Origin of the sequence: Shewanella sp. W3-18-1 (genome assembly GCF_000015185.1) — a bacterium.
Taxonomy (GTDB): Bacteria; Pseudomonadota; Gammaproteobacteria; order Enterobacterales; family Shewanellaceae; genus Shewanella; species Shewanella putrefaciens.
In genome coordinates, this window is sequence record NC_008750.1 from 3,185,297 (window position 1) to 3,211,019 (window position 25,723).

The 25,723-nt window shown below is 44.0% G+C and carries 24 protein-coding genes; 14 read left to right on the plus strand and 10 right to left on the minus strand.

All coding sequences use genetic code 11. The features are described from left to right. Positions 1–78 precede the first annotated feature (78 nt). The 4 genes from pfaD to SPUTW3181_RS14505 all read left to right on the plus strand — a co-directional run bounded on the left by pfaD (position 79) and on the right by SPUTW3181_RS14505 (position 4,266). On the plus strand, positions 79–1,725 hold the full coding sequence (gene pfaD, locus SPUTW3181_RS14490; RefSeq protein WP_041408430.1) for an eicosapentaenoate synthase subunit PfaD: 1,647 nt from the start codon (positions 79–81) through the stop codon (positions 1,723–1,725). A 311-nt stretch (positions 1,726–2,036) separates the two neighbouring features. Then, a complete protein-coding gene (locus SPUTW3181_RS21630) occupies positions 2,037–2,213 on the plus strand; it encodes a DUF1328 domain-containing protein (RefSeq protein ID WP_011790054.1) in 177 nt (58 codons plus the stop codon). A 24-nt stretch (positions 2,214–2,237) separates the two neighbouring features. Beyond that, the gene (locus SPUTW3181_RS14500; protein WP_011790055.1) at positions 2,238–2,432 is read left to right on the plus strand and encodes a hypothetical protein; all 195 of its coding nucleotides are present in this window, start codon (positions 2,238–2,240) and stop codon (positions 2,430–2,432) included. 151 nt (positions 2,433–2,583) lie between these two features. Further along, positions 2,584–4,266 (plus strand): diacylglycerol kinase family protein, encoded by a 1,683-nt coding sequence (locus SPUTW3181_RS14505; RefSeq protein ID WP_011790056.1) that lies wholly within the window; start codon positions 2,584–2,586, stop codon positions 4,264–4,266. A gap of 77 nt (positions 4,267–4,343) precedes the next feature. Here SPUTW3181_RS14505 and SPUTW3181_RS14510 read toward each other — a convergent pair whose 3' ends face one another. Next, positions 4,344–5,717 (minus strand): sigma-54 interaction domain-containing protein, encoded by a 1,374-nt coding sequence (locus tag SPUTW3181_RS14510; protein ID WP_011790057.1) that lies wholly within the window; start codon positions 5,715–5,717, stop codon positions 4,344–4,346. Between the two features lie 235 nt (positions 5,718–5,952). Here SPUTW3181_RS14510 and SPUTW3181_RS14515 point away from each other — a divergent pair, with 235 nt between their 5' ends. Next, complete coding sequence (locus SPUTW3181_RS14515) at positions 5,953–6,402, plus strand: hypothetical protein (RefSeq protein ID WP_011790058.1); 450 nt, start codon at positions 5,953–5,955, stop codon at positions 6,400–6,402. A 227-nt stretch (positions 6,403–6,629) separates the two neighbouring features. Continuing rightward, complete coding sequence (locus SPUTW3181_RS14520; RefSeq protein ID WP_011790059.1) at positions 6,630–7,175, plus strand: BON domain-containing protein; 546 nt, start codon at positions 6,630–6,632, stop codon at positions 7,173–7,175. 161 nt (positions 7,176–7,336) lie between these two features. Here SPUTW3181_RS14520 and SPUTW3181_RS14525 read toward each other — a convergent pair whose 3' ends face one another. After that, the gene (locus SPUTW3181_RS14525; RefSeq protein ID WP_011790060.1) at positions 7,337–8,125 is read right to left on the minus strand and encodes a hypothetical protein; all 789 of its coding nucleotides are present in this window, start codon (positions 8,123–8,125) and stop codon (positions 7,337–7,339) included. Positions 8,126–8,455: 330 nt separating this feature from the next. Between SPUTW3181_RS14525 and SPUTW3181_RS14530 the strand changes: the two genes are divergently transcribed. Then, positions 8,456–8,698 (plus strand): hypothetical protein, encoded by a 243-nt coding sequence (locus tag SPUTW3181_RS14530; RefSeq protein ID WP_011790061.1) that lies wholly within the window; start codon positions 8,456–8,458, stop codon positions 8,696–8,698. 110 nt (positions 8,699–8,808) lie between these two features. Here SPUTW3181_RS14530 and SPUTW3181_RS14535 read toward each other — a convergent pair whose 3' ends face one another. Then, positions 8,809–9,435 (minus strand): fumarylacetoacetate hydrolase family protein, encoded by a 627-nt coding sequence (locus SPUTW3181_RS14535; RefSeq protein ID WP_011790062.1) that lies wholly within the window; start codon positions 9,433–9,435, stop codon positions 8,809–8,811. Between the two features lie 171 nt (positions 9,436–9,606). Between SPUTW3181_RS14535 and SPUTW3181_RS14540 the strand changes: the two genes are divergently transcribed. Next, positions 9,607–11,634: a methyl-accepting chemotaxis protein gene (locus tag SPUTW3181_RS14540; RefSeq protein ID WP_011790063.1), complete on the plus strand. Its 2,028-nt coding sequence runs from the start codon at positions 9,607–9,609 to the stop codon at positions 11,632–11,634. 5 nt (positions 11,635–11,639) lie between these two features. Here SPUTW3181_RS14540 and SPUTW3181_RS14545 read toward each other — a convergent pair whose 3' ends face one another. Both SPUTW3181_RS14545 and SPUTW3181_RS14550 read right to left on the minus strand, forming a co-directional pair. Further along, the gene (locus SPUTW3181_RS14545; RefSeq protein WP_011790064.1) at positions 11,640–12,653 is read right to left on the minus strand and encodes a succinylglutamate desuccinylase/aspartoacylase family protein; all 1,014 of its coding nucleotides are present in this window, start codon (positions 12,651–12,653) and stop codon (positions 11,640–11,642) included. 125 nt (positions 12,654–12,778) lie between these two features. After that, positions 12,779–13,357, minus strand: a complete 579-nt coding sequence (locus SPUTW3181_RS14550; protein WP_011790065.1) for a MarR family winged helix-turn-helix transcriptional regulator — start codon at positions 13,355–13,357, stop codon at positions 12,779–12,781. Positions 13,358–13,587: 230 nt separating this feature from the next. On the opposite strand from SPUTW3181_RS14550, the gene SPUTW3181_RS14555 reads away from it, so the two are divergent. After that, positions 13,588–14,793 (plus strand): MFS transporter, encoded by a 1,206-nt coding sequence (locus SPUTW3181_RS14555; protein WP_011790066.1) that lies wholly within the window; start codon positions 13,588–13,590, stop codon positions 14,791–14,793. A 98-nt stretch (positions 14,794–14,891) separates the two neighbouring features. On the opposite strand, the gene SPUTW3181_RS14560 is transcribed toward SPUTW3181_RS14555, so the two are convergent. Continuing rightward, positions 14,892–15,455, minus strand: a complete 564-nt coding sequence (locus SPUTW3181_RS14560; RefSeq protein WP_011790067.1) for a PhnA domain-containing protein — start codon at positions 15,453–15,455, stop codon at positions 14,892–14,894. 134 nt (positions 15,456–15,589) lie between these two features. Next, a complete protein-coding gene (locus tag SPUTW3181_RS14565) occupies positions 15,590–17,803 on the minus strand; it encodes a TonB-dependent receptor domain-containing protein (RefSeq protein WP_011790068.1) in 2,214 nt (737 codons plus the stop codon). A 314-nt stretch (positions 17,804–18,117) separates the two neighbouring features. Between SPUTW3181_RS14565 and SPUTW3181_RS14570 the strand changes: the two genes are divergently transcribed. The 4 genes from SPUTW3181_RS14570 to SPUTW3181_RS14585 all read left to right on the plus strand — a co-directional run bounded on the left by SPUTW3181_RS14570 (position 18,118) and on the right by SPUTW3181_RS14585 (position 21,595). Next, a complete protein-coding gene (locus SPUTW3181_RS14570) occupies positions 18,118–18,831 on the plus strand; it encodes a DUF2461 domain-containing protein (RefSeq protein ID WP_011790069.1) in 714 nt (237 codons plus the stop codon). A gap of 17 nt (positions 18,832–18,848) precedes the next feature. Continuing rightward, on the plus strand, positions 18,849–19,517 hold the full coding sequence (locus tag SPUTW3181_RS14575; protein ID WP_011790070.1) for a glutathione S-transferase family protein: 669 nt from the start codon (positions 18,849–18,851) through the stop codon (positions 19,515–19,517). A 239-nt stretch (positions 19,518–19,756) separates the two neighbouring features. Then, on the plus strand, positions 19,757–21,148 hold the full coding sequence (locus SPUTW3181_RS14580; protein WP_011790071.1) for an RsmB/NOP family class I SAM-dependent RNA methyltransferase: 1,392 nt from the start codon (positions 19,757–19,759) through the stop codon (positions 21,146–21,148). A gap of 288 nt (positions 21,149–21,436) precedes the next feature. Continuing rightward, the gene (locus tag SPUTW3181_RS14585; RefSeq protein ID WP_041408228.1) at positions 21,437–21,595 is read left to right on the plus strand and encodes a small highly charged protein; all 159 of its coding nucleotides are present in this window, start codon (positions 21,437–21,439) and stop codon (positions 21,593–21,595) included. A gap of 297 nt (positions 21,596–21,892) precedes the next feature. Here the strand turns inward: SPUTW3181_RS14585 and SPUTW3181_RS14590 are convergent, their stop codons facing one another. From SPUTW3181_RS14590 to SPUTW3181_RS14600, 3 genes are all read right to left on the minus strand, one after another. Then, the gene (locus SPUTW3181_RS14590; protein ID WP_011790073.1) at positions 21,893–22,432 is read right to left on the minus strand and encodes a YfaZ family protein; all 540 of its coding nucleotides are present in this window, start codon (positions 22,430–22,432) and stop codon (positions 21,893–21,895) included. A 164-nt stretch (positions 22,433–22,596) separates the two neighbouring features. Next, complete coding sequence (locus tag SPUTW3181_RS14595; protein ID WP_014610186.1) at positions 22,597–23,103, minus strand: GNAT family N-acetyltransferase; 507 nt, start codon at positions 23,101–23,103, stop codon at positions 22,597–22,599. A 59-nt stretch (positions 23,104–23,162) separates the two neighbouring features. Continuing rightward, positions 23,163–24,533 (minus strand): magnesium transporter, encoded by a 1,371-nt coding sequence (locus SPUTW3181_RS14600; RefSeq protein WP_014610185.1) that lies wholly within the window; start codon positions 24,531–24,533, stop codon positions 23,163–23,165. 147 nt (positions 24,534–24,680) lie between these two features. Here SPUTW3181_RS14600 and SPUTW3181_RS14605 point away from each other — a divergent pair, with 147 nt between their 5' ends. Continuing rightward, positions 24,681–25,166: a glutathione peroxidase gene (locus tag SPUTW3181_RS14605; protein ID WP_011790076.1), complete on the plus strand. Its 486-nt coding sequence runs from the start codon at positions 24,681–24,683 to the stop codon at positions 25,164–25,166. Positions 25,167–25,723 lie beyond the last annotated feature (557 nt).

Below are 25,723 nucleotides of genomic sequence, written 5' to 3' on the forward strand. Positions count from 1 at the left end.
CAAATAACGAATAACAAATAATTGCGCCGCCTTGGCTATCCACATCACCAAGGCGGCACAAATAACATGAGAACACCTATGACTAGCCATACTCTAGATCAATACAATAGCAATAACGAAAAACTCAGCCCTTGGCCGTGGCAAGTCAACGATGCCGCGCTGAGCTTTGATATCGACTCATTAGGCAAAAAACTCAAAGATTTAAGCCAAGCCTGTTACTTAGTCAATCACAGCGAAAAAGGCTTAGGCATAGCGCAAACGGCCGAAGTAACCACAAGCGACAGCCAAGCGCCTCTTGGCTCACACCCCGTCAGCGCCTTTGCGCCCGCCCTTGGCACCCAAAGTTTAGGCGACAGTAATTTTCGCCGCGTACACGGGGTTAAATACGCTTACTACGCCGGCGCTATGGCCAACGGTATTGCCTCGGAAGAACTGGTTATTGCGCTGGGCCAAGCGGGCATTTTGTGCTCATTTGGCGCGGCGGGGTTAATTCCATCCCGCGTTGAAGCGGCCATTACCCGCATTCAAGCGGCGCTGCCCAATGGCCCTTACGCTTTTAACTTAATTCACAGCCCAAGCGAGCCCGCATTAGAGCGCGGCAGCGTTGAGCTGTTTTTAAAACATAAAGTGCGCACAGTCGAAGCCTCGGCATTTTTAGGTTTAACGCCGCAGATCGTCTATTACCGCGCAGCGGGATTGAGCCGCGACGAACATGGCGAAATAGTCATTGGCAACAAAGTCATCGCAAAAATCAGCCGTACCGAAGTCGCGACTAAGTTTATGGAACCGGCGCCTGCCAAAATCCTCCAGCAACTAGTGAGTGACGGTCTTATCAGCCAAGACCAAATGGCGATGGCATTGCTTGTGCCGATGGCGGATGACATCACAGCCGAAGCCGACTCTGGCGGCCATACCGACAATCGTCCGTTAGTCACGCTTTTGCCGACGATTTTGGCACTCAAAGATGAAATCCAAGCTAAGTATCAATACAAGACGCCCATCCGTGTTGGTGCTGGCGGCGGCGTTGGTACACCCGATGCAGCATTAGCCACCTTCAACATGGGCGCGGCCTTTATCGTCACAGGTTCAATCAACCAAGCATGTGTGGAGGCGGGCGCGAGTGAACACACACGTAAGTTACTCGCCACCACAGAAATGGCCGATGTGACTATGGCACCTGCCGCCGATATGTTCGAAATGGGCGTGAAATTACAAGTGGTTAAGCGCGGCACTCTGTTCCCGATGCGCGCCAATAAGCTGTATGAAATCTACACCCGTTACGATTCGATTGATGCCATCCCTGCGGACGAGCGTAAAAAGCTCGAAGAGCAAGTGTTCCGCTCATCACTCGATGATATTTGGGCTGGCACAGTCGCCCACTTTAACGAGCGCGATCCTAAGCAAATCGAGCGCGCACTGGATAACCCCAAACGTAAGATGGCGCTGATTTTCCGCTGGTATTTGGGTTTATCGAGCCGCTGGTCAAACACAGGTGAAGTCGGCCGCGAAATGGATTACCAAATCTGGGCAGGCCCTGCCCTTGGCGCATTTAATGCGTGGGCCAAAGGCAGTTATTTAGATGACTATAAGGCCCGTAATGCGGTGGATTTAGCCAAACATTTAATGGTGGGCGCGGCGTATCAAGCGCGGATTAACCTGCTGTTATCCCAAGGCGCGAGCATTCCAGTTAGCCTGCAACGCTGGAAACCGCTAAATCGTTTTTAACCGATTAGCCTCAACGTAACACCTTGTATATAAAGCTGGCATGGGTAACAGTGTCAGCTTTTTTATTGATAAAAAGCACAGTTATTGAGGCTGAAACTTTTACCGAAAGTAAGGTAAAAATTGCTTAATTTGCATTTAAGTAAACTAAAAAAAATCAACTAAAGCTAAATATAAACAAACAAAATCAAAATGTTATATTTAAAAAACCACATTGGCATTAAGCTCGCATCCTATAAATAACCACTCACCATTACCTTACAAATGACACAAACGGGTCAGATGAAGGATAAAGACTGGGATAGGAGGTTAATATGTTAGGTTGGACATTAATGTTTTTGGTTGTTGCCATTATTGCTGGGCTCTTTGGTTTTACCGGTATTGCAGGAGCCGCTGCTGGTATCGCAAAAATCATTTTCTTCTTATTTATTGTGTTACTGGTGATTTCACTGTTGGTCAATGCCATCAAAGGTAGAGCCCCGCGCCCTTAATTTTTATTGGAGAGGAAAATAGATATGAAACCATTTACGCTAATGACAAGTGCAGCACTGGCATTATTACTCGCCCTAGGCCTATCTGCCTGTAGTGATAACAAAGCCGAAGATGCCGGTGAAAAGATCGATGATGCCATTACCGATGTAGGCAACGCTATCGAAGATGCCTGTGAAGAAGTCAAAGAAGGCGTTAAGGCTAAAGATACTAAGTGCTAGGCTAACAAGCTTTATCTGATTTAGGGTAGCAATAGACACATCTACTGCTACCCTTTTGGTTTACACTCAATCATTTCAACATCTTCATCTCACATTCAACCATTTCAAGTGCAACGAATTTAACCAAAAGCAACAGCATTGGAGAACTTGCATGCTAACGAAGATCCACATCAAATATTTGTACACAGCAGGTGCCATGCTATTCGCCTATTTGGCGGTGGCAGGAACTTCTCCTCTGCTTACGTTCATTTGGGCATGGACGAGCCTGTCACTGTTTTTAGTCGGCTCAGCCTATTGGTTTAATCGCGCCAGTATTTTTAGAAAACGCCAAGATGGCACTATTCCTTGGTATATTCGCTGGGGTTTTATCCCTTTTTTATTGGGTTGCCGACTCTATAACCATTGGGCGAGAAAATGTGATTCAGTGCCATCGATGCAGAGGATAGATGAACATCTGTATCTCGGTTGTCGACTCTTTCCTGCGGATCTGGAAAAGATTAAAGCCAATAAGATCACTGCCATTCTGGATGTCACCGCTGAGTTTGATGGCTTAGATTGGTCACAGTTTGAAGATCATATTGAGTATTTAAATATTCCCATCTTAGATCATAGTGTGCCGACCAGTGCCCAACTCAATCAAGCCGTTAACTGGCTGCACCGCCAAGTGCGCGCCAATAAAAAGGTACTCATCCACTGTGCTATGGGTCGTGGCCGCTCAGTGCTGGTACTCGCCGCTTATTTGGTTTGTAAAGATAAACAACAGCACTTCGTAGAAGTACTGCAACAGATAAAGCAAGTTCGCAAAACCGCAGGCTTAAACAAATGGCAATTACGCGCGCTTGAGCGCATGCTCAGTCAAGGGAAAATTAACATCCACAAAGTAGCATGGATTATCGCCAACCCAGTCTCTGGCGGCGGAAAATGGCAAGAATACAGCGAACAAATCCAAGATGAACTCAAAGCCTATTTTGACCTGACGTTAACTCTCACAACAGCAGACGAAACCGCAAATATCTTCGCTCAACAGGCCCGCAGTGCAGGCGCAGATATCGTTATCGCCTGTGGCGGAGACGGTACGGTAACCGAGGTCGCATCAGAAGTTGTGAATACCGATATCATGTTAGGGATTATTCCTTTAGGAACGACGAACGCCTTAAGTCATGCGCTATTTGGTTTAGGCAGCAAGATAATTCCTATCTCTCAGGCGCTGGATAATATTATTCAAGGACACACCCAAGCTATAGATACCGCACGTTGTAATGATGAGTTAGTGTTGTTACTTGTCGGCATTGGATTTGAGCAAAAAATGATTGAATCAGCAAACCGCGAGCGTAAAAACGCCCTAGGTCAACTGGCCTACCTCGATGGTCTATGGCAAGCGATGAGTATGGCAGAAACCTTAACTATCTCGTTAAGTTTGGACGATGCCGCGCCGATAACGATCCGTACCCACAGCTTAGTAATTGCCAATGCCGCCCCCTTTACCAGTTTGCTAGCACAAGGAAATGGCGAACCCAATATGACCGATGGATTGCTCGATATTACCTGGTTGGATGCGGACGATGACCCCAAAGGCCCCTTGCTTGGCTTAGCCGAATTAGCAATCGCTGGGTGGGTAAAAGAAGGCCATAAAGATCTAAAAGTTCAACAAGCTCGCCTAAGTAAAGTCCACCACGCCCACGCTAAAAAGGTCACCATTCGCAGTCAGCCTAAGTGTAAATATGTGATTGATGGCGAAGTGTTTGAGCCTGCGGATCTTACCATTGAGGTTCAACCCGCATCCCTTAAGGTGTTTGTTCCCTATCAAGAAATAACCGAAGAAACAACCTTGTAATCATCTGTGGCATTAATGCCTTGATGTCTTGATGCCTCAACGTCAATCACTTCTTCATCTATATTGAAACACACTCATTATTTTGCAGTAGGCTCACCTGCCTCGACTTGCTGTTCATACTTACTGAGCTTGTTATAGAGGGTTTTAACGCTAATCCCTAATTGTTCAGCAGTATCGGTTTTATTGCCATTACTGGACTCTAGTGCTTGATAAATGGCAATTTTCTCCAAATCATCTAAACGCATCCCTTGGGGAATAATCACTTCTTCCTCAGCAATTTTGGCGTTATCGATTTCCTGTTCTAGCTGCAAATGACTCGGCAAAATCTCTTGATCCGCCAGAATATAAGCCCGCTCAACGGCATGTTTTAACTCGCGTACATTGCCTGTCCAACGATTTGCAGCAATCATCCGCAGACTTTCCTCTGAGAAAACTTTGCACTGCTTTTCAGCCACATTACGATAAGCCAGAAAATGCTGCGCTAATCCGATAATATCTTCACCACGAACCCTTAATGGTGGAACTCTAATCGGGAATTGAGCCAAGCGAAAATATAAATCCTCTCGAAATAGCCCAGCCTCTATTGCCGCAAGAGGATCACGATTCGTTGCCGCCACAATGCGTACATCTGAGTGGAGTACTTTGTCTCCCCCCACTGGGCGATACTCATTATTTTCTAGCACTCTAAGTAACTTTACTTGATGCTCTATAGGCATTTCCGTTATTTCATCGAGAAATAACGTTCCACCTTCCGCCTGTTCAAAAACCCCTTTATGATCCCGATTTGCACCAGTAAACGCCCCTTTAACATGTCCAAATAACTCACTATCAACCAATTCGGGACTGAGAGCGCCGCAGTTAATCGCAATAAAAGGCTCATTCACTCTCGGGCTTGCTAAGTGGATAGTATTAGCGACTAACTCTTTACCTACACCACTCTCGCCAATAATTAATACATTACTGTCGGTGACTGATACACGACGAATGGTGCGATACAACTTATGCATAGGCGCCGACGAACCGACAAGTAAACCGTATTGGTCTAACTCGCTTAAAAAGGGGCTTGAACGGCTGGGTGAACTAGCGACTAAATGCTGGGCAAAATCAATTAAAATACTACTTATCAGTGACATATCATATGGCTTGCGAAGATGATAACCTGCATATTGCGCCATAAGCTTATCTAGGTTGGGATTGGGCTGACCATTAGAGAGAAAAATAAACTCAATCCCCGACATAGCTGCATTTTTCATTAAATCAAGATAGTCCTCGTGACTAAGACAAGGAAACTCAATAACTGCAACATCAACATGATTGGCTTCAAGCTGGGCAAGCCAAGGTAAGTCATCAATACTACGCAGTTTATTAAAATGTAAGGCACCCTCAAGTTGCACAAGTGCTTGCTCGGCACCTAAATCCTGTAGGTGATAAAAAAGTGTTGGTCGAGCCATGCTAAGTTCACTCCTGTGTATGAAGATCCACTGTATGCCAGCCGTGAAACTTTAACAACATCAATGGTAATAGTTTCCGACATACCAATCGAATAACTGAACTAACTAAAAATATCGCTCTATAAATCAGTCTTTTAATCTACCACTAAAAACGAGAACGGAATATGCATGGTAGCTGAACAAAACTGACATTATTAACTCAAGAATGCCGGACTCAGGCATAAGGAGATGGATTATGAAGTCTAATGTTGTGCAACATCAGACTGATATCAGCGCCGATATCAAGCTTAGCGAGGGGATTATTACACTCTGCCAGAGGGGAGATGAGTTCTACACTCGCGCGATCTCTCTGGTCGATGACTATAACCTGCAACGTATTCTTAGGGTGCAATCCTCTGTCTATAAACGTCTATTAATCAGACTATCCTTACCGCAAGACTATCCAAGTACAGGTAACATCACTAACCAACAAATAAATCCTTATGCTCAAGTTGAAACGCTATTAGAACAACACGTAATCTCTGTGGCCATTGCGGCTCTTATCGAGATCGAGCAACAAGTGCTAACTCAACTAAAGCGGGCAGTAAAACAAGCACATCATCCACATCTCACATGTCAACTTGCCGAAGGCACTGCTTGGTTACAAATCAGTTGCGATGCCATGCAATCCCTTCATAACCCTTAACGCCCTAGTTACTAACCGCACAGTCTTGTGCGGTTTTTCATGTCAATTGCATCGAGGGTCTCTCTGCAATAATTACATTTATTCGGTAAAAAAGACCGATTAATGGCCTCTACAACAAGCCTAAATCAAAGATAAAATCATTATATAAATATATAAATCAATAAGTTAAAAACATTGGCACGATTCACGCTATATCTATCCTTGAGTCAACAACTGAGGATATCATCATGAAAACAGCAACAGTATTAGCAACCTTACTTATCGGTTCAATCAGCTTAAATGTGGCTGCAGCTCAAGATTGGAAAAATGAAGCCAAAGATGCTTGGATTGATGGTAAAGCAGAAACGACCCTGTTACTCAATACTAACCTGAACTCCTTTGACATTATGACCGATGTAAAAGATGGTCATGTGACCTTAACCGGACAAGTAGAAAGTCGCGTCGATAAAGCCCTTGCAACGGAGCTTATCAAAAGCCTAGATGGGGTAAAAGATGTCGATAACAAGTTAACCGTAATGAGTAAAGATGATGGTACCAGCGATGTGATGAAAACCTTAACCGACTCCAAAGTCGCCACCGTTGTCAAAACCCGTTTATTATTTTCAACCGATGTTTCTGGCACCCAAATTAACGTCGATGTTGCCGATGGTGTTGTGACTCTCAAAGGGGAAGTCGCAAGCGATGCAGAGCGTCAACTCGCGCTAAAAATTGCTGAAAACACCGACGATGTTAAAAAGGTGGTTGATAAAATCAGCATAGTTAAAAAGGTTTGATAAATCAGCTCCAAAACAGCGCCTTCACAAATGATTAACATCAATCTATATGACTGAATTATCGGTCCAAAAACAAAACCCGCCTAGGCGGGTTTTGTTTTTATTGTTGGCAGCAGACCCTATTCACACTCTGCAAAAATACCCATAACGCATCGCACGCTCTAGTTAATCCCCGTTTCAGTAACTGTCAGTTCTAAGGTTTTAACGATTTCAGGATTTTCTGACATAGGTTGATTAGGTGCCCTATCTCTATAGGTAACGGCGATTTTATAAGGTGACTCAAAGGGATAAACAGGTTCAACATTATCAACCTCAATCCTATCTCCAATCAAAACACTCCCCAAATGCTTCAAACTGGAGTGTTCATAATCGAGATTAAATAATCCAAGATACCAAAACACCCCTGAACCTTGAGTTGTCACAATAAATGGCGCAACAAAGGGCATTGTTTGCGCATTCAAATCCAATTGAATAGGAGCATTACTCTGTGTGTCTGGCTCTAATGCGGGATCAAAATTAAGCGGAGTAATACGCATATAATCGAGCAATACTCGTCCCTTGACGTCACCGTCTTGATAGTCGCCAATGGCAAACTCTGTTTGCTTAACTTTAATAAAATGCGTTAATGCCACAGGTTTATGTCCTTCGGGTAAATGTACTTCAAAGGGGTTAGCAGTATTAAGCGTAAACAGTTTCAGCATCACCTCTGATGCATTGGCAACTGGTTTTATCTCACTTGGTACGACAAGATCTGTCTCATTAATGTCAACACGATTAGCTTGTGCCTTCGCATTCTCTAGAGCCATCGCATCATCAAATGGCATCACTCGGCCATCTTCCACGACCATAAACACATCATCATTCGTCATATTAAAACGATAGATGCCCGCGGCAAGTATGCCGAGTACGACGACTGTTGCGGCTATGGTTAACTTTACAAACGTACTCATTATTTCCCCCAATCACCCTTTAAATTTCATTTCAGTTTGCAGCAGTATCACCCCAATTTGTAGACAAAAGCAGTATTACAGATAGCACTGAAAAACAAACCTATGAATGAACTGAAATTGAGTTTATTTTTGTATTAGTCAGCCAAAGTTCAGCAAATATCGCAAAAATTGCGCAACCGCGGGGGAAATAAATGTCAATTTATAGATAGTCGTGACTTAGCGACTACACTCACTGACGTTATAATCACCGTCATTCACAGCCATCATCGATGGCACATTAACTCGAACAATGTGGTTTTATTTAACCTTTCGCTAAGGATTTTCGCACCAATGACGACAGCCTCGACTAGCCCTTTTACCGTATTGAACCAAACTACTGCTGCTTCATTCAATGAGCAGAAAAATCTGATTAAACGGGTATTTAAAGGTAAACCAGTCCAATGTCCAAGCTGTAAGCAAACGCTAAAAGTGGTATTACCCGAGCAGGTAAAAGCGGAACAAACTGCGGGGATCTTCTGCGCTAAAGGCTGCACTGATATCGAACTCGATATGGAAGCCGTTGCAGGACTGTAATTATCCAACATTAATCGCACAGAGATAAGTGCTGTTAAACACCTTGAGTTGTGGCGAATGACTCAAACAGGTGAGTCACTCGGCTTCGTGCAACATAATATTATCAGGCGCTAAACACTCAGCCATTGATATTCGAGCAAAGGTTCAGCCCCCGCTTGCAGGCCACGGCTCAGCGTGACGTTAAATACACTTTTAGCGGGAATACTTCCCACGCCCTTGGGTGTGCCTGTCATCACAATATCGCCCTCATCGAGACTGATAAATGCCTGTAGCTCGGACAATATGGTTTGAGGTTTGTAAATCATTAAATCGATATGCCCCTCTTGGACTAGCTTGTCATTGATACTCAAGGTGAAATGCAGTGGTGCCTCTGCATCATCAATCGCCACAAACGGACTGAATAACGCTGCACCATCAAAGGCTTTTGCTCGCTCCCAAGGCAATCCCTTAGCTTTTAACTTAGTTTGCAAATCACGTTTTGTGAGATCTAAACCCACTGCAACATGACTAAAACGACCATGCAGGAACATAAAGCAAAGTTCAGTTTCATAATGCAGCGTTTCACCCAAATGTTGTGAGTGAAGCTCGGTCGTTATCGCTGAATTAGGTTTTAGGAATACCACCATATCCTCAGGTATTTCATTGCCTAACTCATGGATATGATCCACATAATTCCGCCCAACACAGATAATTTTTGTTGGCACTACGGCCGACTCACCTAACATTACCGTTTTCATTTCTCTCCTTTCACGCCCATTAAACTGAAAACAAAGTGAGCAACTTTACTCCTGTAGAACTCTGCTACACTTAAATGAATATATCAATAAAAACAGCACCCTAATAATTAATGCCCTAGGATGCTAAATAAATCCACCTAGAAACGGCACTAGCAAGAGGCAATAAGCCCTATGTTAACACTCAGCATTAAACAAAAAATGATCTTAAGTTTTAGCGCTATAGGTGCCCTGCTTATTGCAGGAAGTGGCTTTTTTTATTATTCACTCACCCAAGTGCAAATGGCTTATCAAAATATTGAAACCTTAGCTGTTCCAGTACAAAAACAGAGTAACAGTTTGCAGTTAGTGTTACTCAAAATGTCACGGCTGGCGACACTCGCCTATAGCCAACAGGACAGTTCTGCTTTAACTCAAAGCAAACAAGCTTTTACCGCCCTGCAGGGAAAATACCAAAATATCGAAAATGAATTAGTGCAAAGGGTAGTAGATCAACCGCAAATGCAAACGTCATTGAAAGAAGCGCAAGTAAAATACCAGTCTTACTTACAGCAAACTCAGGCCATGTTTGAAGCTAAACTCGCTAGTGAACAGGCAAAACTGCTTTATCAACACCTTTTTAACCAGCTAAATGAAGCCAAAACTCAAGCCAGTAATGCCATGATCGATCTGGAAACAATTGCCCTGCCAGACAATCCAGCCTTACTCGAAGAAATTATCGGTACAGGTACACGTATCGACGATATGCTTTACACCTTAAGTAATACTATGGGAGAACTTACACACACTAAAACGGTAAATACCATTGATTCCCACCAGCAAGATGTTGGTTTACTGCTGGGTAATCTCAATACCAATTTTAGTTTTTTAAAACAACAAACGATGGGAATAGATACCCTAGATTTGCTATCCATTTTTGAACAACAACTCGCCATTATTTCCTCTTTACTCGCGACACCCGCCGAACTTTATCAAACACAAAAAAGGGTCATTGAGGCACAAATACAAGCTGAACAACATTATCAAAATGCCGACAAAGATTTTAATGCTAATAACCTTGCCTTAGATAAATTAATCACCTTAGCCGACCGCCGATTTAGCAATCTGCAAACCATTGCCAGTAATGATATTCAACAGGGTCAAACCTTAGCGATTGTGCTCGCACTGGTATTTATCGTTATGGTGAGTTTTATTTCCTTCTTTACCTCCAAAGCTATGCTCACCCCTTTGGCCCAAGTCAATGGCGCGCTCGCCAGCATAGCTCAAGGGGATTTATCTAAACGTATTCACAAACACCATGACGATGAATTTGGCACCTTGATAGATAATATGAACACCCTAAGTGACGATCTTGCCAAGCTACTAACCAACATCAGCCAAAATGCCCATTTATTGGACAGCTCTGCGACTCTAACCAATGAACAAGGCCAGCGCATCGCCAATGCCGCAACGGCGCAAATTAGCCGCGTCGATGAAACGAAAGCCTTGGCAGAACAGATGTTTACTAGCTCAAATCTTGTGACAGAACAAGCATCAGAATCCGCAGAACAAATCAACCAAGCCTCCCAATACGGTAATCAAGTAAAACAAATTGCCGATGATAACCGTACGAAAATCACTGAACTCAGTGCACGTTTAAGCCATTCAGTCGAAATCATGTCACGTTTAAGTATCCATAGCGATAATATTGGGGGCATTTTAACGACGATCAGTAGCATCGCAGAGCAAACCAATTTACTGGCATTAAATGCGGCAATTGAGGCGGCTAGAGCAGGAGAACATGGTCGTGGTTTTGCTGTAGTTGCCGATGAAGTGCGATCGCTTGCTTCGCGTACCCAAGCCGCCACCGCCGAAATTCAAACCATGATCACGGCTCTGCAACAAGAAACGTCCACTGCAGCCGATGCGATTAGGACTGGCCAACATCAAGCGAATGAATGTGTTGAACAAAGTCAGGCGCTACATGGTGCTATAGGTCAGATTGAAGCCTCATTGTATTCAATTAATCACATGAGCCAACACATCATCCAAGCCGCCCATGAACAACTTAATTACAGTCAGCGAATTGAGTCGAGCATGAGCGAGGCAGCACAAGCAGCAACTCAAAATGCCAATGAAGCCATGGACATGGCCAAACGGAGTAATGAAGTCACTCTGCTTGCCCATTCACTCACCAGCTCAGTAGAGCGGTTTAAATTGTAGGGATTCTAGGCATATTCCATTAGGAATTCATCGAGTTGTTCGTTGGCAATTTCAATCTCGTCACCTTCGAACTGGGCAATATGAAACATACCCTCACCTTCGTTAGTCACAGGGATATTACTTATTCCTATGATAATACCGTCGGTTGGGGCGCGAATGGCCACACTGTCACCACCGTGAGGACTGACGATATGGGCAATAATATAGCCCTTAGTCACCCGTTGGCCCAGTTTAAGCTTCATATTCACTAAACCATCGGATTCACTGCGAACCCAATAACTGCGAATAGCACTGACACTCGATCCTTTATTGCTCACTCGCCCTTTAAGCATATCTAAACTGCGCATCACATTGAGCACACCCTTAAGGCCTGATTTTATCGACAACTCGCTAAAACGTAATGCCTCACCAGCCTCATATAAAATGCAAGGAATGCCCTGTTGATTAGCGTAACCTCGCATAGAAACACCGCGCGCTTTAGAATGCATGATCAGCGGTGCACCAAAGGCATTCGCCATGGAGAGCATAGTCTCATCATTCGTATCACAGCGAATTTGCGGCAAATTATCCCTATGGACGGCCCCTGTATGTAAATCAATCACATGGGTTGCATGCACTAATAACTGAGTCGCAAACAGATTAGCTAAACGGCTTGCCAGCGCCCCTTTACTGGAACCTGGGAAACATCGATTTAAATCACGGCGATCGGGTAAATAACGGGATTGCTGAATAAAACCAAACACATTAACTATTGGCACCACAATTAACGTGCCCGCCAGATTCTTTGGATTGACCCTAGCTAATAAACGCCGACAAATTTCAATGCCATTGAGTTCATCCCCATGAATGGCGGCGCAGACCAGTAAAGTCGGACCAGGTTTGGCTCCGTGAAACACTTCCACATGAATTTCGAGTTGCGTATCGGTATATAATTTTGCGACTGGCAACTTGATCCCAAGTTGAGTCCCCGCTGTGACTCGTTTACCTGCTAATTCAAATGCTTCACGTCTTTTTACCATGGCAACTCCCTTGTTCTATCAAATGTTATCCCGTGCGGTTGGCTCATGTTTACCGCATTTTTGCTAAAGTGATCCGCTATTGCATATCAGCCTACTTTAAAGACTAAAGTGGGATTTTAAACGAATTATTGCGGCTCAAATTGATTCAGCCAAGATTTTAAAATCTGCAGTAACACAGGCCTATCTTCGACGCTCACGCCCGCGAACAACGCACTTTGACATTGAATATGCTGAGGTAATGCCTTATCAATGAGCTCCTTACCCTCAGCAGTTAACGAGACATGGACACCACGACGATCTTCCTTACTGTGCTCCCGTTCGATCAGTCCCTTATTTTCGAGTCTGTCTAAACGACTGGTCATAGCGCCAGAACTTAGCATCATGCTCTGATAAAGGTGCGAAGGCGAGAGTGTGAACGGCTCTCCCGAGCGCCTTAACGTCGCGAGCACATCGAACTCCCCCTGACCTAAGCCAAATTCGGCGTGGCATTGCAGCAGTACCACTTCGATATATTTCGTTAAACGAGCGATTCGCCCGAGCACAGCCATAGGGATCAAATCCTCAGTCACACCTTGCTGTTGCCACTGTTCAACAATTCTATCGAGGCCATCTTCTTTGGTATTCGAATCCGCTTTCTTTGTATCCGTAGAACTCGCGTTAGTATCCGCAGGACTGGCATTAGTTAGCGTCATTTTAGCTGTCATAGGTTTATCTCAATATAAAGATTCTTTACATCATTCTTTACATCTTAGTCATTTTCTCGCAGAATTAAAATATCTTTATATCGAGATACATCTGAAAGAGATTCTTTTTGAATTGTAGTGATGTGGTTTCAACCTACTGTTGTTGAAAGGAAATCATCATGAGTATGCTAAATGCTGCTACAAATCACTTTTTCAGCAAATCAAACTCAGCTTATTTTTGGAGACAATCCATGCGATCCCCCCTGACAGAGAAAGTGAATTTATTGCTGCTCGGACTCGCGTTCATCCTTATTGGTCTAAATCTACGGCCCATTCTCGCCTCCGTTGGGCCTTTACTGCCCAGCATACAAAAGGATATCAGTTTAAGTTTTACCTTAGCGTCTATGCTGACATTGCTGCCTGTGCTCGCCATGGGACTGGGTTGTTTTGCAGGCTTTAGTATCGCTAAACGCTTAGGATTCAATACCGTAATGACGGGATCATTGCTACTGCTGATCGCCGCTACTGCAATGCGCTTCTGGGCGATAGATGCCAATTGGCTTATCTGCTCGGCATTACTGGCAGGGGTCGCAATCGCCCTCATTCAAACCATAATGCCCGCCATGATTAAGCTTAATTTCGGTGAACGGGTGCCCTTAATGATGGGGCTTTACGTCACTGCAATTATGGGCGGCGCCGCATTAGCGGCGAGTAGCGCGCCTTTTATCGGGATGAACTTAGGTTGGCGCGCGGGTCTAGGTCATTGGACTTGGCTAGGCATATTCGCACTCGTGCTGTGGCTCCTGATTAAACATAAAGCCGCATTACCGAGCCAAGCAAAAGAGCAAGCTTTGCAACTTAACTTTTGGCGTTTTCGTCGCAGTTGGCTATTGGCGATATTTTTTGCATTAGGTACAAGTTGTTATGTCTGCGTACTTGCATGGTTAGCCCCCTACGCGGTCGAGCTAGGTTATAGCCAAACTCAATCTGGATTAGTGTTAGGTTTTTTAACCAGCATGGAAGTGATCGCGGGCTTAGTGTTTCCTTGGCTTGCCAGCAAGTCGACGGACAGACGTGCCATCATAGCCCTACTCTGCTTGCTACAACTCATTGGCTTTATGGGACTGGCACTCGCCCCTCAAGTATCGCTATTTTTATGGGCGGGACTTGCAGGATTAGGTATTGGCGGGATTTTTCCACTCGGGCTGATTGTCACTATGGATCATCAACAAAATCCTATGTTAGCAGGTAAATTAACCGCCTTCGTGCAGGGTGTGGGATATACCATAGCGGCTATCTCGCCTTGGATTGCCGGATTAATTCGCGATAATTTCAACAGCTTTAACAGTGCTTGGTTATTACTCGGTGGCTTAAGTGTGATCGCGTGGATATTATCTTGGCAATTTAATCCGCAGGGCTATGCACGCCAATATCAAATCACCCGCTGCGTATCTTAACTACCTAACTCAACATAAAAAAACCGCCATGTCGGCTAACGATCATGGTGGTTTTTTTTGTATTGAGCTAAATAAATCGCGCTCACACTAAGCGAAACTTAAGACTTTTTAACGAAGCACGTCAGAATCACAATACGAGTACCGTTAACGCGGCCTTCGATATGCTCTGGGTTGTTGGTCAAAGCAATGTTACGCACAGCTGTGCCACGCTTAGCCACAAAGCTAGTGCCTTTCACGTTTAAGTCTTTGATGATGACCACAGTATCGCCAGCATTGAGCACTGCACCATTACTGTCTAACGTTGGCGTCGCATCGTCACCTGCTGCGGCAACTTCGGCATCACCCCACGCTTTTAAATCGTCTTCAAGATAAAGCATATCCAGCAAATCTTGCGCCCAGCTTTCACCATTTAAGCGCTTAAGCATACGATATGACATCACTTGAACTGCCGGTACAGGACTCCACATGCTGTCATTCAGACAACGCCAGTGGTTCATGTCCATGGTATCCGGTGCCGCAATTTGGCCACTGCAGGTTTCACAAATCATGATCTCATTGTCACGGCCATCGGAGGCTGGCAGATCATAAATAGAGAGTTCAAGCTCGCTGCCACACAGTTCACACTTGCCGCCACAGCGACTTAGCAATTCATTTTCAGTCATTTTTCTGTTCTATATGCCTAGTAAAACGCGGATTATGCCATAAACTGGCATTTTTCGGCAGGGGGCTGAGGCAATATAACCCTATTTTTTATGAGCTATATATGCCTAGTCCACACAGCCTTAGTGATTAGTCTTTAAAATTCATAGGCTAAACTCAAACGAACATCACGCCCAGCTGCGGGTATCCCATCGGAGAGAAACGGTACCACTTGCTGATTGGTGAGATTTTTTACCATCAAACGCACACTTAATCCCTTTAAAATAGCTTGAGGTTCATAGGCAAAATACACATTCTGTAGGAAATAATTCTCGCTGGGTGACTCGGCATTAAAGATATCACCGTGGGGAACATGATCTTGAGCGTCATACCAAGCGCCCTGCCAAGCGATAGAAATGTCATCGGTAATATACATGCCTAAACGCAGGCGAATATCGAGTGGGGCTATGTTAGCTAAGTATTCATCGTCATCTTGGCTATCTCTGAGCGAACCATTGTGTTTACCTTGCAGCCATGAAACCGCAAGATCACTGAACACATCTTGATAGCGATATTGGGCTTCAAAATCGGCACCGTAAATATGGTAACCATCAAGATTTGTGTAACCACTTTGAATTAAATGGGTTTTATCAGACTTAGCTCCGCGGCGCTGGGCAATATCATCACGGCCTAAGTTGGCAAACAGGGCGATTTGCGTCGATAAGGCATCCTCATTGGCAAGTACATGCTGGTGCTGCGTCATTAGGCCTAATTTGAAGGCATGCAAGCGTTCGACATCAATGTTGCGACTCGTGCCAGTGATACTCGCCTTAGCGTATTGCACGGCATAAATTTCATCCACCACAGGGGCTTGCAGACTATAGGCGTAATCAAAGTTTAACCGAGCGTGATTTGTCAGTTGGTAATCTATACCTAATCTTGGTGAGAAACCCGAATGATGGGTCGAGCTATAGTCGTGGCCCGCAGCAATATCGTTGTAATCTGGCGCAATATTTGGCCTACCTATACTGTAGATAAAGTCATATCGCAGCGAGGGAGTCACAGTTAAGTCATTAGTAATATGAATTGCATCGCGAACATAGGCGGCATAGGTGTCTTGGCGACCTTCAGGTTGATAGTAAGGTGTGTACCAGCCAAAGTTTTTCTCAGGATTCTTCTCATAACTCTTGTTAAACACAAGCGAAGTGCGGTCAAGACTACGGTACTGTAATCCAGTGGTGATCTCATGGTCGCCAATCAAACTCAAGTTATTGATATCAATGTAGTCACGTTTGTAATCTAGCCAAGATTCATGGCCGAAGTTGCCTACGGAAACCGTCATTTTCTCCCACGCGATATCGGGTCTTACCCAGTGGCGTGCATTCGCCGAATGGGAAATGACCACTTGGGTATCGATCAGGGGATTACTCGGCGAATAGCGATAATTAGCCGACCAAGTGTTGTCTTCATAAGTGTTGTAGGCGGTTGTGGCATACAGAGCCTGCTCGTAGGAACCGTACTTTTTGATGTTGTAGTCCGAAATTGCAGGCATAGGGCCACGGCGGTTAGCCCAAGGTTTGCGGCCCTCATCAAGATAATGGGTCACGCTCAACGCTAATTGGTGATCGCCCTGTGCGTAATCCATCTTACCTAGGTAGTTATTTTGCTCATAGCCTGAATATTCATACTCTTCACCATTGGCTAAGGTGACGTCCCCCGCATCGCGACGCGTCAGATGCAGCAAACCAGATAGAGATGAATTCACGCGGCCATAAACTGTCCCCGTATAACCCATAGCGTCATTATTGCTGGCGTAGCTGGTTTTGACTCGCGCGCCAAGGGATTGATCATATTTAAGAAAATCATCAGCCGATTTAGTGACAACATACATGGCACCACCAAAACCGCCATTGCCAGAGCGCACATCATGGGCACCTTTAATCACTTCCACTCGCTTGATGAGATCAGGATCGAGGAAAAATGATCCATAGCGATACTGCTCAAATCCCACCGGAGCATTATCCACATAAACATTAAAATCTTCAGTCTCGCCAAAGCCCCAGACATTAATACGTTCACCACCACTGCGAGTGCCGCCATCAATATGGGCGCCGGCCATATCATCGATCACTTCGGCGAAAGTTGTCGCCTGCATCTCCTCGATTTGATCCATGGAAATAATCGCTTCACCGGGTTTAGTCACCGTCATCACACGTCGATACTGTTGTCCGTGAACTTGTATGACTTCAATGGGCTGTACTTTCGGTTCACCCAGAACATCCGATGCAAGTAACGGTAGTGAAGGTAAAATCCCCACAACAAATAGACTGACTTTCGTTTTTAACTTCCCTAATTTAGGCTGATAACACATTCAGCATCTTCCTATTTACGACTCAATGTAAAATTAGGACGGCATTATAGGCATCAAAACGAAAGATAAGAATAGTTCTCAATTAGCTTTACATGTAAATAGACAAACGATAGGAAAACCTTTCATTGGAAAATTTAAGTGAAGATCTTGCTAAAGACTGGCAGTATTAGTACCAAATTAAACAGCACTTTATCCTCTTGATAGCATTCTTTGGCAGGATAAGTGAAGCATACGGGCGACTCGCCTCTGCTTCGCTTGGTTAACATCTATGCTGTTTGCACTCGTTTTATATGCATTAATAAGGTTCATCGATAATGGCCACTTTAACAACTAACACCCCCATCGCGACGGGTTCAACATTCAGCGCAGCAAGCCTGCAATTTTTAAATAAACTGGCACAAAACAACTCCCGCGACTGGTTTAAAGCCCATCAGGCAGAATACGAAGAGACTGTGCGAACACCTGCACTGCAGTTTATCGAGCAAATGCAGCCCAGTATTCTCGCCCTCTCGCCTAGGCTCACTGCCGTACCGAAAAAAGTCGGTGGCAGTCTGATGCGTCCCCAGCGAGACAGCCGTTTTAGCAAAGATAAAACGCCCTATAAAACCAATATCGGTATTCAATTTCGGCATTTTCAAGGTAAAGATGTGCATGCGCCAGGACTATATTTGCACATTGCCGAAGACGGCTGTTTTATTGCCGCAGGGATTTGGCACCCAGAATCAAAAGCCTTAAATGCCATTCGCACTTGTATCGATGAAAATCCCAACGGTTATAAAAAAGCATTACAAACCTTGCAAAACCATGGGTTTACTATGGATGGAGATAGCTTAACTCGCCCCCCAAAAGGGTTTGATAAAAACCACCCTATGCTCACTGAGCTAAAACGAAAAGATTTTATCGCAGTTAAAAATATCGCCTTTGAGGAGCTCTGCCGCCCAGATGCCGCCCGTTTTTGTGCCGAGCAGTTTGCACATTGCACTCAACTGATGGCCTATCTGTGTTTTGCGCTCGATCTCGATTTTTAAAAATATAAGGAATCATCATGATAGATTTATACACAGCCGCGACCCCTAACGGTTTTAAAATTTCCATCGCACTGGAAGAAATGGGACTTGAATATCGCGTCCATAAATTAGATTTCAGCACCAGTGAGCAAAAACAGCCCGAGTTTATCGCCATCAATCCCAACGGTCGCATTCCCGCCATTATCGACCGCGATAACGAGGATTTTGTGGTATTCGAATCGGGTGCGATTCTGCTGTATCTCGCCGAAAAAACAGGTAAATTCCTGCCAGCCGATCCTAAAAAGCGCTCACAGGTGATCCAATGGTTAATGTTCCAAATGAGCGGTGTCGGTCCCATGATGGGACAAGCCAACGTATTCTTTAGGTACTTCCCTGAAAAAATCCCCGCAGCCATTGACCGTTATCAAAAAGAAGGTCGACGTTTATTCGAGGTTATGAATACTCAACTAGCTACAAATCAATACCTTGCTGGTGACGAATACACGATTGCCGACATCGCCACTTGGCCTTGGGTACGGATCCACGAGTGGAGCGGCATCAATATGGAAGGTCTGACACATTTGCAACGTTGGTTAGATGAGTTAGCACTCAGACCCGCGTGCCAAAAAGGCATAATAACGCCACCACCGGTGGAAATGAGTGATGAAGAACGGGCTAAGCAAATCCAAAAGATGGTGACGAAATAATCACCTTCCAAGCGGTAATTGAGCGATAGTCAGCAAATAACCCTTTGGTACTGAATGCACTATGAGTTTCAGTGACTCAAACACAAAAAGCCCCGCAAGTTGATGCGACTTTGGGGCTTTTTTTATGCCTGTTATCGGGCAAAACTGCTACACTCTGCGCCACTTATTTTTCCCCCTCTGTTACAGTTATGCCTCCTACATAAGGCGCAGCCACAGAGAGCATAATTCAGGCTAAATTTATGGGTAATCCAAGCTGCTTCTCTTCCGACAAGGCATCCAACTCAAACACATCGTCAGCGTTAAATGCAGAGGCGAGCACCCCAGCGCAAAAACGTGCGCTCAGTTACGCCAGTACAATTAAGCAATTATTCGATGAAATTCAAAGCAGTAAAATGCCCGCCGACCGTATTCTGGCCAATTACTTTAGAGAACATAAAAAACACGGCTCGAAGGATCGTAAAGTCATCCGTGAATCTTTGTTTAGTCTATTTCGCTGGTGGGGTTGGTTTCAGCGAATAGGCGATCAACAAGCATCAGCGACTTATTTTGCCAGCCTAAGCGCTAGTGCGTTATTGGAAGCCCATGCTTGGCAAGATACCGCCACAGCTTGGCATGAGTTATCGCAGTCGCCTATCGATTATCAACTGGCTCAAGCACTTGCCGTTGACAGTCTCGACGGCAAACTCACGCTAATGCAGCATTTATTTCCCGCGGCGAAGCTTAAACCACAGGATTTATTACCCGACTGGTTCTGGCAAGTGTGTCCTATTGATGCGGCTCTGCAAACGCAATTAATTGAGGCTATGTCCAGTCGCCCACCAATTTGGGGCCGCGCACAGGGGATCACTAGCCAAGATGCGGCGACACAACTGCAAGCGATAGGTATCGATGCTAGTTATGGTCATTACTTTAACGATGCCATTAACCTTGGCAGCAAGAGTATGAATCTTAATGAAATAGCCCTGTATAAAGACGGTAATATTGAGATCCAAGATTTGGCTTCACAGGTCATAGGGCAAATTTGCGCGCCAGAACCCGATGCCCATTGGTGGGATGCCTGCAGTGGTGCCGGCGGTAAAACCCTGCAACTGCGCTCTTTGATGCTGACCAAGGCTGCTGATACTCAAACACCCTCTACGGGCAGCATTATATCGTCAGATATTCGCTCCAATGCCCTAGAAGAACTGACTAAACGCGCCCAAAGAGCTCACTTTAACGGTATTAGCGTTGCCCGTTGGAAGAGCGTTGCCCTCCCCGTGCCAGCGGATCATTTCGACGGTGTGTTAGTCGATGCCCCCTGCAGTTGTACTGGCACTTGGCGACGTAATCCTGATATGCGTTGGTTGGATAGTGTTGAAGCCGTGGCCGATAAAGCCGCGTTACAGCTCGATATTTTAAGCCGCAGTAGCCACGCAGTTAAAGCGGGCGGCGTACTCGTTTACGCCACATGTTCCTTGTCGCCGCTCGAGAACCAAGACGTGGTGACGGCGTTTTTACAGCAACATCCAGAGTTCACGCTCACGCCGATACGCCATCCTTTTACGGGTGAACAAACAGAAATGTTGACCGTATGGCCCTTTGAAGCAAATAGTGATGGTATGTTTGTCGTGCGTATGCTGCGCAACAAGTAACACTAACTCATTATTTTTATTGGATCTTCGCGCCCTAGATTTTGGGCGCATATCATCACGCATAAAAAACACTACATTCAGCAAATAATAATACTGATTAGATATCAAAAAGATAAGTGTGAAAAATAACAGGTAAATTCACTGTAAACCGATGAGTATCATGTAAGCTGGTTATTGGACAAAACTTTTCACCATCAATGATGAAAAATTTCGCTTTAGCTTCATCGCACCTTTGGGTAAAAAGATCGAGTGCTGAAAATGGCACAGGTATTTTTTGGAATTTTGACCATGTCACACTCCTATGAATTTGACGACGATGATGCGCCATGGGGCGATAACGTCAAAGGTAAACAAAAAAATAAACGTGTAAAACAGCGACGTAGGGATACAAAACGTCGTTTCTCGGACGATACAGAGGTGGATTTTTATCAGCATAAATCGAAGTAACCTAGCTTTTAAGAATTTGTGTTAACAAGTTCGCGTTTTATGAAATCTGTCAAATCCGAGCAAGTTGGATGCCCTCCAACTTGCTAGTTCACTCTACTGATCCTCTCTCAGCCTTTCTCAATATGTTCAGTTGTAAAATCAATAGATTAATTAATATACTCCGCACTTAGATGATAAATGCAGATTTTGTACTGTAAGCGTCTTAGTGGCTTAATCGATGAAATAAATACAAAGGGTATAAAAAAGCCGACCAAATGTTCACTTTGGCCGGCTCAATAATTAACACAACGCTAAGACTTAAAAGCGGAATTTTCCACCGATATATATACCATCTTCGAAGGTCAAATCTCGGGCATTATCATATTCGAATGCGAGTTTCCGGTAACCAACATAGAGTGCCATATTGGGCGTAAGACGATACTGGACTTTTGAATCCAACTCATAATGACCATCGACATTGCCAAATGATAGGACAGAAGGCGCATAATAAGCGGCAGCGTGGAGTGAAATATTGGGTCCCATGGAAAGGATATAACGACCTCCGACAGAAACAGCACTGCCATTGGGAGCATCATCAGCCCAAAGTTGGCTCAATTTTGCCCCAACTTCAAAGTGATGAACACCAGTATCATGGGTCATATGCATAGCCCCTTGGGCAATATGACCACTATCATCTGAGTAGATATAACCTAATACTGCATTCGTATCTTTACTCAGTTGCAGTTCTAACTCTGTAGAAACCACGTCATTGTTCAACCCAAGATTAAATTCTGACGCATTCACTTGCAGCGCTGCTGCGCTCAATAATAAAACACTTGCTACTCTGAACTTAGCCATAAAAACACCTCAATAATGACTGTGGGTAATCGACACGGATCATACCGAAGAAACAAAGAAAATCTGCATATTTATGTAATCAAAGAATGTTTTTTACAAATCAGAAACTAAAAAGATCATAATAAAAACATATAAGTGATAAATTCGCTTCACTTACTGATTATTTAACCACCGGTGGGTGTTCGAGCCCCCACCAAAGACTGCATTACAGTTTCAACATTAATACTGTCTTCTAGGGTTAAATAATACCAACCGACAGTATTTCCCGTACCACGGATACTTAAATAATCACGCCAAAATTTAAATCCCGCTTTCAATAGATTGGCTCTGCTAGAGATATTTTCCGCTCGAATGGTTGCAAATAAGATGGCAATCCCCAGAGATTTCGCAACTTCAATCCGTTTTTGTGTCAATCCTTGCGCAATCCCTTGACGTCTATATAAAGGTGATACAACTAAATAACCAAACTCCCCTATTTTGCCTTCGCCAGCTTTAATTGCTGCACAGCCAACAATATTTCCTTGGGGTGTTTTTGCAAGAACCACTGCACGAGAGCGAAAAAAAACTGAGTGTTCCAGTGGGTGAGCATTATCATCGCGTTGCTCTATTAAGCTTGCCGCTAACATCAACTCCTCTGGTTTCTCGCTCAGCACAAACTGAATGCCACTCATATCAAAATTATCCATCAATATTATTTATTGGTTAAACCCCTAAATGCCGCCATGTTCCATTATAAATAGAGTAAGGTTGCCATGCCTAAGAAAGTAAAAAAGCCCACCACATCCGTAACTGTCGTTAAAATGACTGAACCTGATAATGCCGCATCTTGATTAAACTTTTGTAATACCATAGGAACCAGCACTCCAGCTAACGCGGCTACAGCCATATTAATCAGAATGGCACAGGCAATTACAATGCCAATGGTATTGTCACTAAACCACCAACCAGCGACAATACCAATCACGATGGCCCACAAAATACCGTTGACAATCCCTATACCCAGTTCGTTTTTCATTAATGAAAACACGTTACCTACCGAAATTTGCCCCATCGCCATACCACGGATCATCAGTGTCAACGATTGACTACCAGCAATCCCGCCCATAGAAGCGACGATCGGCATCAATACTGCCAGAGCAACAACCTGTGAAAGCACATTTTCAAAAAGCCCGATAGTGGCTGAAGCTAAAAACGCAGTGAGTAAGTTAATACCGAGCCAAACAGTTCGACGTTGAGCGCCTTTCATAATAGGTGCAAATAAGTCGTCTGACTCATCCATACCTGCTGTTGCCATTAATTGCGCCTCATAGTGCTCACGCACTAACGCCGTTGCAGTTCGCAGCGTCACGCGGCCAATTAACTCACCCAGATCATCAATAATGGGTAATTCAATTTCACGGCTATGTTCAATCGCTTCAGCCGCATCCAATAAACTCGTATCGGCGGACAAGGCTCTGCTATCCGCAGCTAGAAGTGAAATTAATAACTCATCTGGATTGTGCTTAAAAATATCGTAACGCCTTACCGTACCTTGATATTTATCTTCATCATTAACGATAAACAGATTGTCATTACAATCGAGTTCTATACGGCGGAAAAAACGCTGTGCCTGAGCAACGGTTGCCTTATCACTGAGAACCAGCATTTGGTGATCCGTATAGCGACCAATTTGATTCTCTGAATATTGATCATATAACTCAAAACGTTGTCGCTGACGCTCCCCCATTTGCGCCAATGCACGGTCAGTAAAACTCTCGGGGAGGTAATCGCTCCATTCAATTAAATCTTCTGGGCTTAATTGCGCAAATAACAAATCCACTTCATTATTTGGCATCCGCTGCAAAATCCCCATACGGGGATCGGCACGCATCAAGCTGAGTACTGTGACACGTTCACTAAACTCAACCTGCTGCCAACGCTCGTAACGCTCATCTAAAGGTAAAGACTCAAGCACCAGAGCAATGGTGCCAGGTTCCGCTTCGTTTAGAATTTCGCTAAAGACCTCAGCTTGCTCTTCACCTTCTACATCAGTGAGTTGTTGAACAACCTGTCCCACATCTACCTGAGTGTTTGTTTCATATTCGGCTTGATGTTCAGTCACATGAACGCCCTTTTTTACAACTAAATTAACGTAACTATATTGATATTTAAGATAATTAGCAAACAAGACAACTGAATTGCACACAAGTATATTGTTATAAATTTATTTATTAATTATGCTATTGTCCTACATAAGGGAGAGATAAACATGACATCAAATATTTACAGCCATACAGCAACAGATATTCAAGGCAATACCGTATCCTTGGCACAGTATCAAGGTAAAGTCTTATTGATAGTTAATACCGCTAGTGAGTGTGGATTTACACCACAGTACAAAGGGTTAGAAGCACTGTATAAACAATTTCAAGATGAGGGATTTGTGGTACTCGGTTTTCCTTGTAATCAATTTGGTGCCCAAGAAAAAGCAAATGAGGAAGGGATCCAACATTTTTGTGAATTGAATTTTGGGGTGACTTTCCCACTGTTCTCTAAAATTGAAGTGAACGGCGAGCATACCCACCCTCTATATCGGTATTTAAAAAAAGCCGCTCTAGGAGTTTTAGGCACTGAAGGGATCAAATGGAACTTCACTAAATTTTTAGTTAATCGTCAAGGTGAAGCCATTGAACGTTTCGCGCCAACGACAAAACCTGAAGCATTAACCAGTAAGATTAACGCACTGTTAAAATAATTTATTGTCTATCCATCTGAAAATATTCAGTTAAAAAAATAAATTAATTTTTTTAATATAAAATTGAACTTTAACCGTACGCACCACTCAAATGTATTGAACAGCGAATGTCTTTTTCATGTTCATCATTCTCCCAAGGGCTTCTAGCGCAGCCCCTTGACCTAGGAGTAGGTCACTAGGCGACCGTTTGGTTGCCTTTTTTTATCTCTTCATTTCACTTTTACTATGCCCAAAATGTTGCTATTTAGGTTGCTTGAACATATCCCAAAAAATATTTTCTCTTTTTTTCTAAAACGAGTGAACTTTACAAAAAATGATGACTCTGAATATACGTAAGGATTAGCAAATGAGATTAAATGCACACTTGGTAGTGGGGCTTGTTAGATAAAGAGCTTCATTCAAATGATACAGTTTCTGTTTTATCGCATTGAGTCAGGTTGGTTAGTCGTTCATCATCATCTCCCTTTTGGGATACAACGGAAAACACGCTAGCGCACTGAATTCTTTTGTATTCTACTCTGATTTTTTATGGCAACCTCTGGTTGCCATTTTTTTAT

Excerpts from the sequence above, each read along its gene's own strand:
- pfaD (WP_041408430.1), top strand. The coding sequence starts at position 79 with ATGACTAGCCATACTCTAGATCAATACAATAGCAATAACGAAAAACTC.
- SPUTW3181_RS21630 (WP_011790054.1), top strand. The coding sequence starts at position 2,037 with ATGTTAGGTTGGACATTAATGTTTTTGGTTGTTGCCATTATTGCTGGG.
- SPUTW3181_RS14500 (WP_011790055.1), top strand. The coding sequence starts at position 2,238 with ATGAAACCATTTACGCTAATGACAAGTGCAGCACTGGCATTATTACTC.
- SPUTW3181_RS14505 (WP_011790056.1), top strand. The coding sequence starts at position 2,584 with ATGCTAACGAAGATCCACATCAAATATTTGTACACAGCAGGTGCCATG.
- SPUTW3181_RS14510 (WP_011790057.1), bottom strand. The coding sequence starts at position 5,717 with ATGGCTCGACCAACACTTTTTTATCACCTACAGGATTTAGGTGCCGAG.
- SPUTW3181_RS14515 (WP_011790058.1), top strand. The coding sequence starts at position 5,953 with ATGAAGTCTAATGTTGTGCAACATCAGACTGATATCAGCGCCGATATC.
- SPUTW3181_RS14520 (WP_011790059.1), top strand. The coding sequence starts at position 6,630 with ATGAAAACAGCAACAGTATTAGCAACCTTACTTATCGGTTCAATCAGC.
- SPUTW3181_RS14525 (WP_011790060.1), bottom strand. The coding sequence starts at position 8,125 with ATGAGTACGTTTGTAAAGTTAACCATAGCCGCAACAGTCGTCGTACTC.
- SPUTW3181_RS14530 (WP_011790061.1), top strand. The coding sequence starts at position 8,456 with ATGACGACAGCCTCGACTAGCCCTTTTACCGTATTGAACCAAACTACT.
- SPUTW3181_RS14535 (WP_011790062.1), bottom strand. The coding sequence starts at position 9,435 with ATGAAAACGGTAATGTTAGGTGAGTCGGCCGTAGTGCCAACAAAAATT.
- SPUTW3181_RS14540 (WP_011790063.1), top strand. The coding sequence starts at position 9,607 with ATGTTAACACTCAGCATTAAACAAAAAATGATCTTAAGTTTTAGCGCT.
- SPUTW3181_RS14545 (WP_011790064.1), bottom strand. The coding sequence starts at position 12,653 with ATGGTAAAAAGACGTGAAGCATTTGAATTAGCAGGTAAACGAGTCACA.
- SPUTW3181_RS14550 (WP_011790065.1), bottom strand. The coding sequence starts at position 13,357 with ATGACAGCTAAAATGACGCTAACTAATGCCAGTCCTGCGGATACTAAC.
- SPUTW3181_RS14555 (WP_011790066.1), top strand. The coding sequence starts at position 13,588 with ATGCGATCCCCCCTGACAGAGAAAGTGAATTTATTGCTGCTCGGACTC.
- SPUTW3181_RS14560 (WP_011790067.1), bottom strand. The coding sequence starts at position 15,455 with ATGACTGAAAATGAATTGCTAAGTCGCTGTGGCGGCAAGTGTGAACTG.
- SPUTW3181_RS14565 (WP_011790068.1), bottom strand. The coding sequence starts at position 17,803 with ATGTGTTATCAGCCTAAATTAGGGAAGTTAAAAACGAAAGTCAGTCTA.
- SPUTW3181_RS14570 (WP_011790069.1), top strand. The coding sequence starts at position 18,118 with ATGGCCACTTTAACAACTAACACCCCCATCGCGACGGGTTCAACATTC.
- SPUTW3181_RS14575 (WP_011790070.1), top strand. The coding sequence starts at position 18,849 with ATGATAGATTTATACACAGCCGCGACCCCTAACGGTTTTAAAATTTCC.
- SPUTW3181_RS14580 (WP_011790071.1), top strand. The coding sequence starts at position 19,757 with ATGGGTAATCCAAGCTGCTTCTCTTCCGACAAGGCATCCAACTCAAAC.
- SPUTW3181_RS14585 (WP_041408228.1), top strand. The coding sequence starts at position 21,437 with ATGTCACACTCCTATGAATTTGACGACGATGATGCGCCATGGGGCGAT.
- SPUTW3181_RS14590 (WP_011790073.1), bottom strand. The coding sequence starts at position 22,432 with ATGGCTAAGTTCAGAGTAGCAAGTGTTTTATTATTGAGCGCAGCAGCG.
- SPUTW3181_RS14595 (WP_014610186.1), bottom strand. The coding sequence starts at position 23,103 with ATGAGTGGCATTCAGTTTGTGCTGAGCGAGAAACCAGAGGAGTTGATG.
- SPUTW3181_RS14605 (WP_011790076.1), top strand. The coding sequence starts at position 24,681 with ATGACATCAAATATTTACAGCCATACAGCAACAGATATTCAAGGCAAT.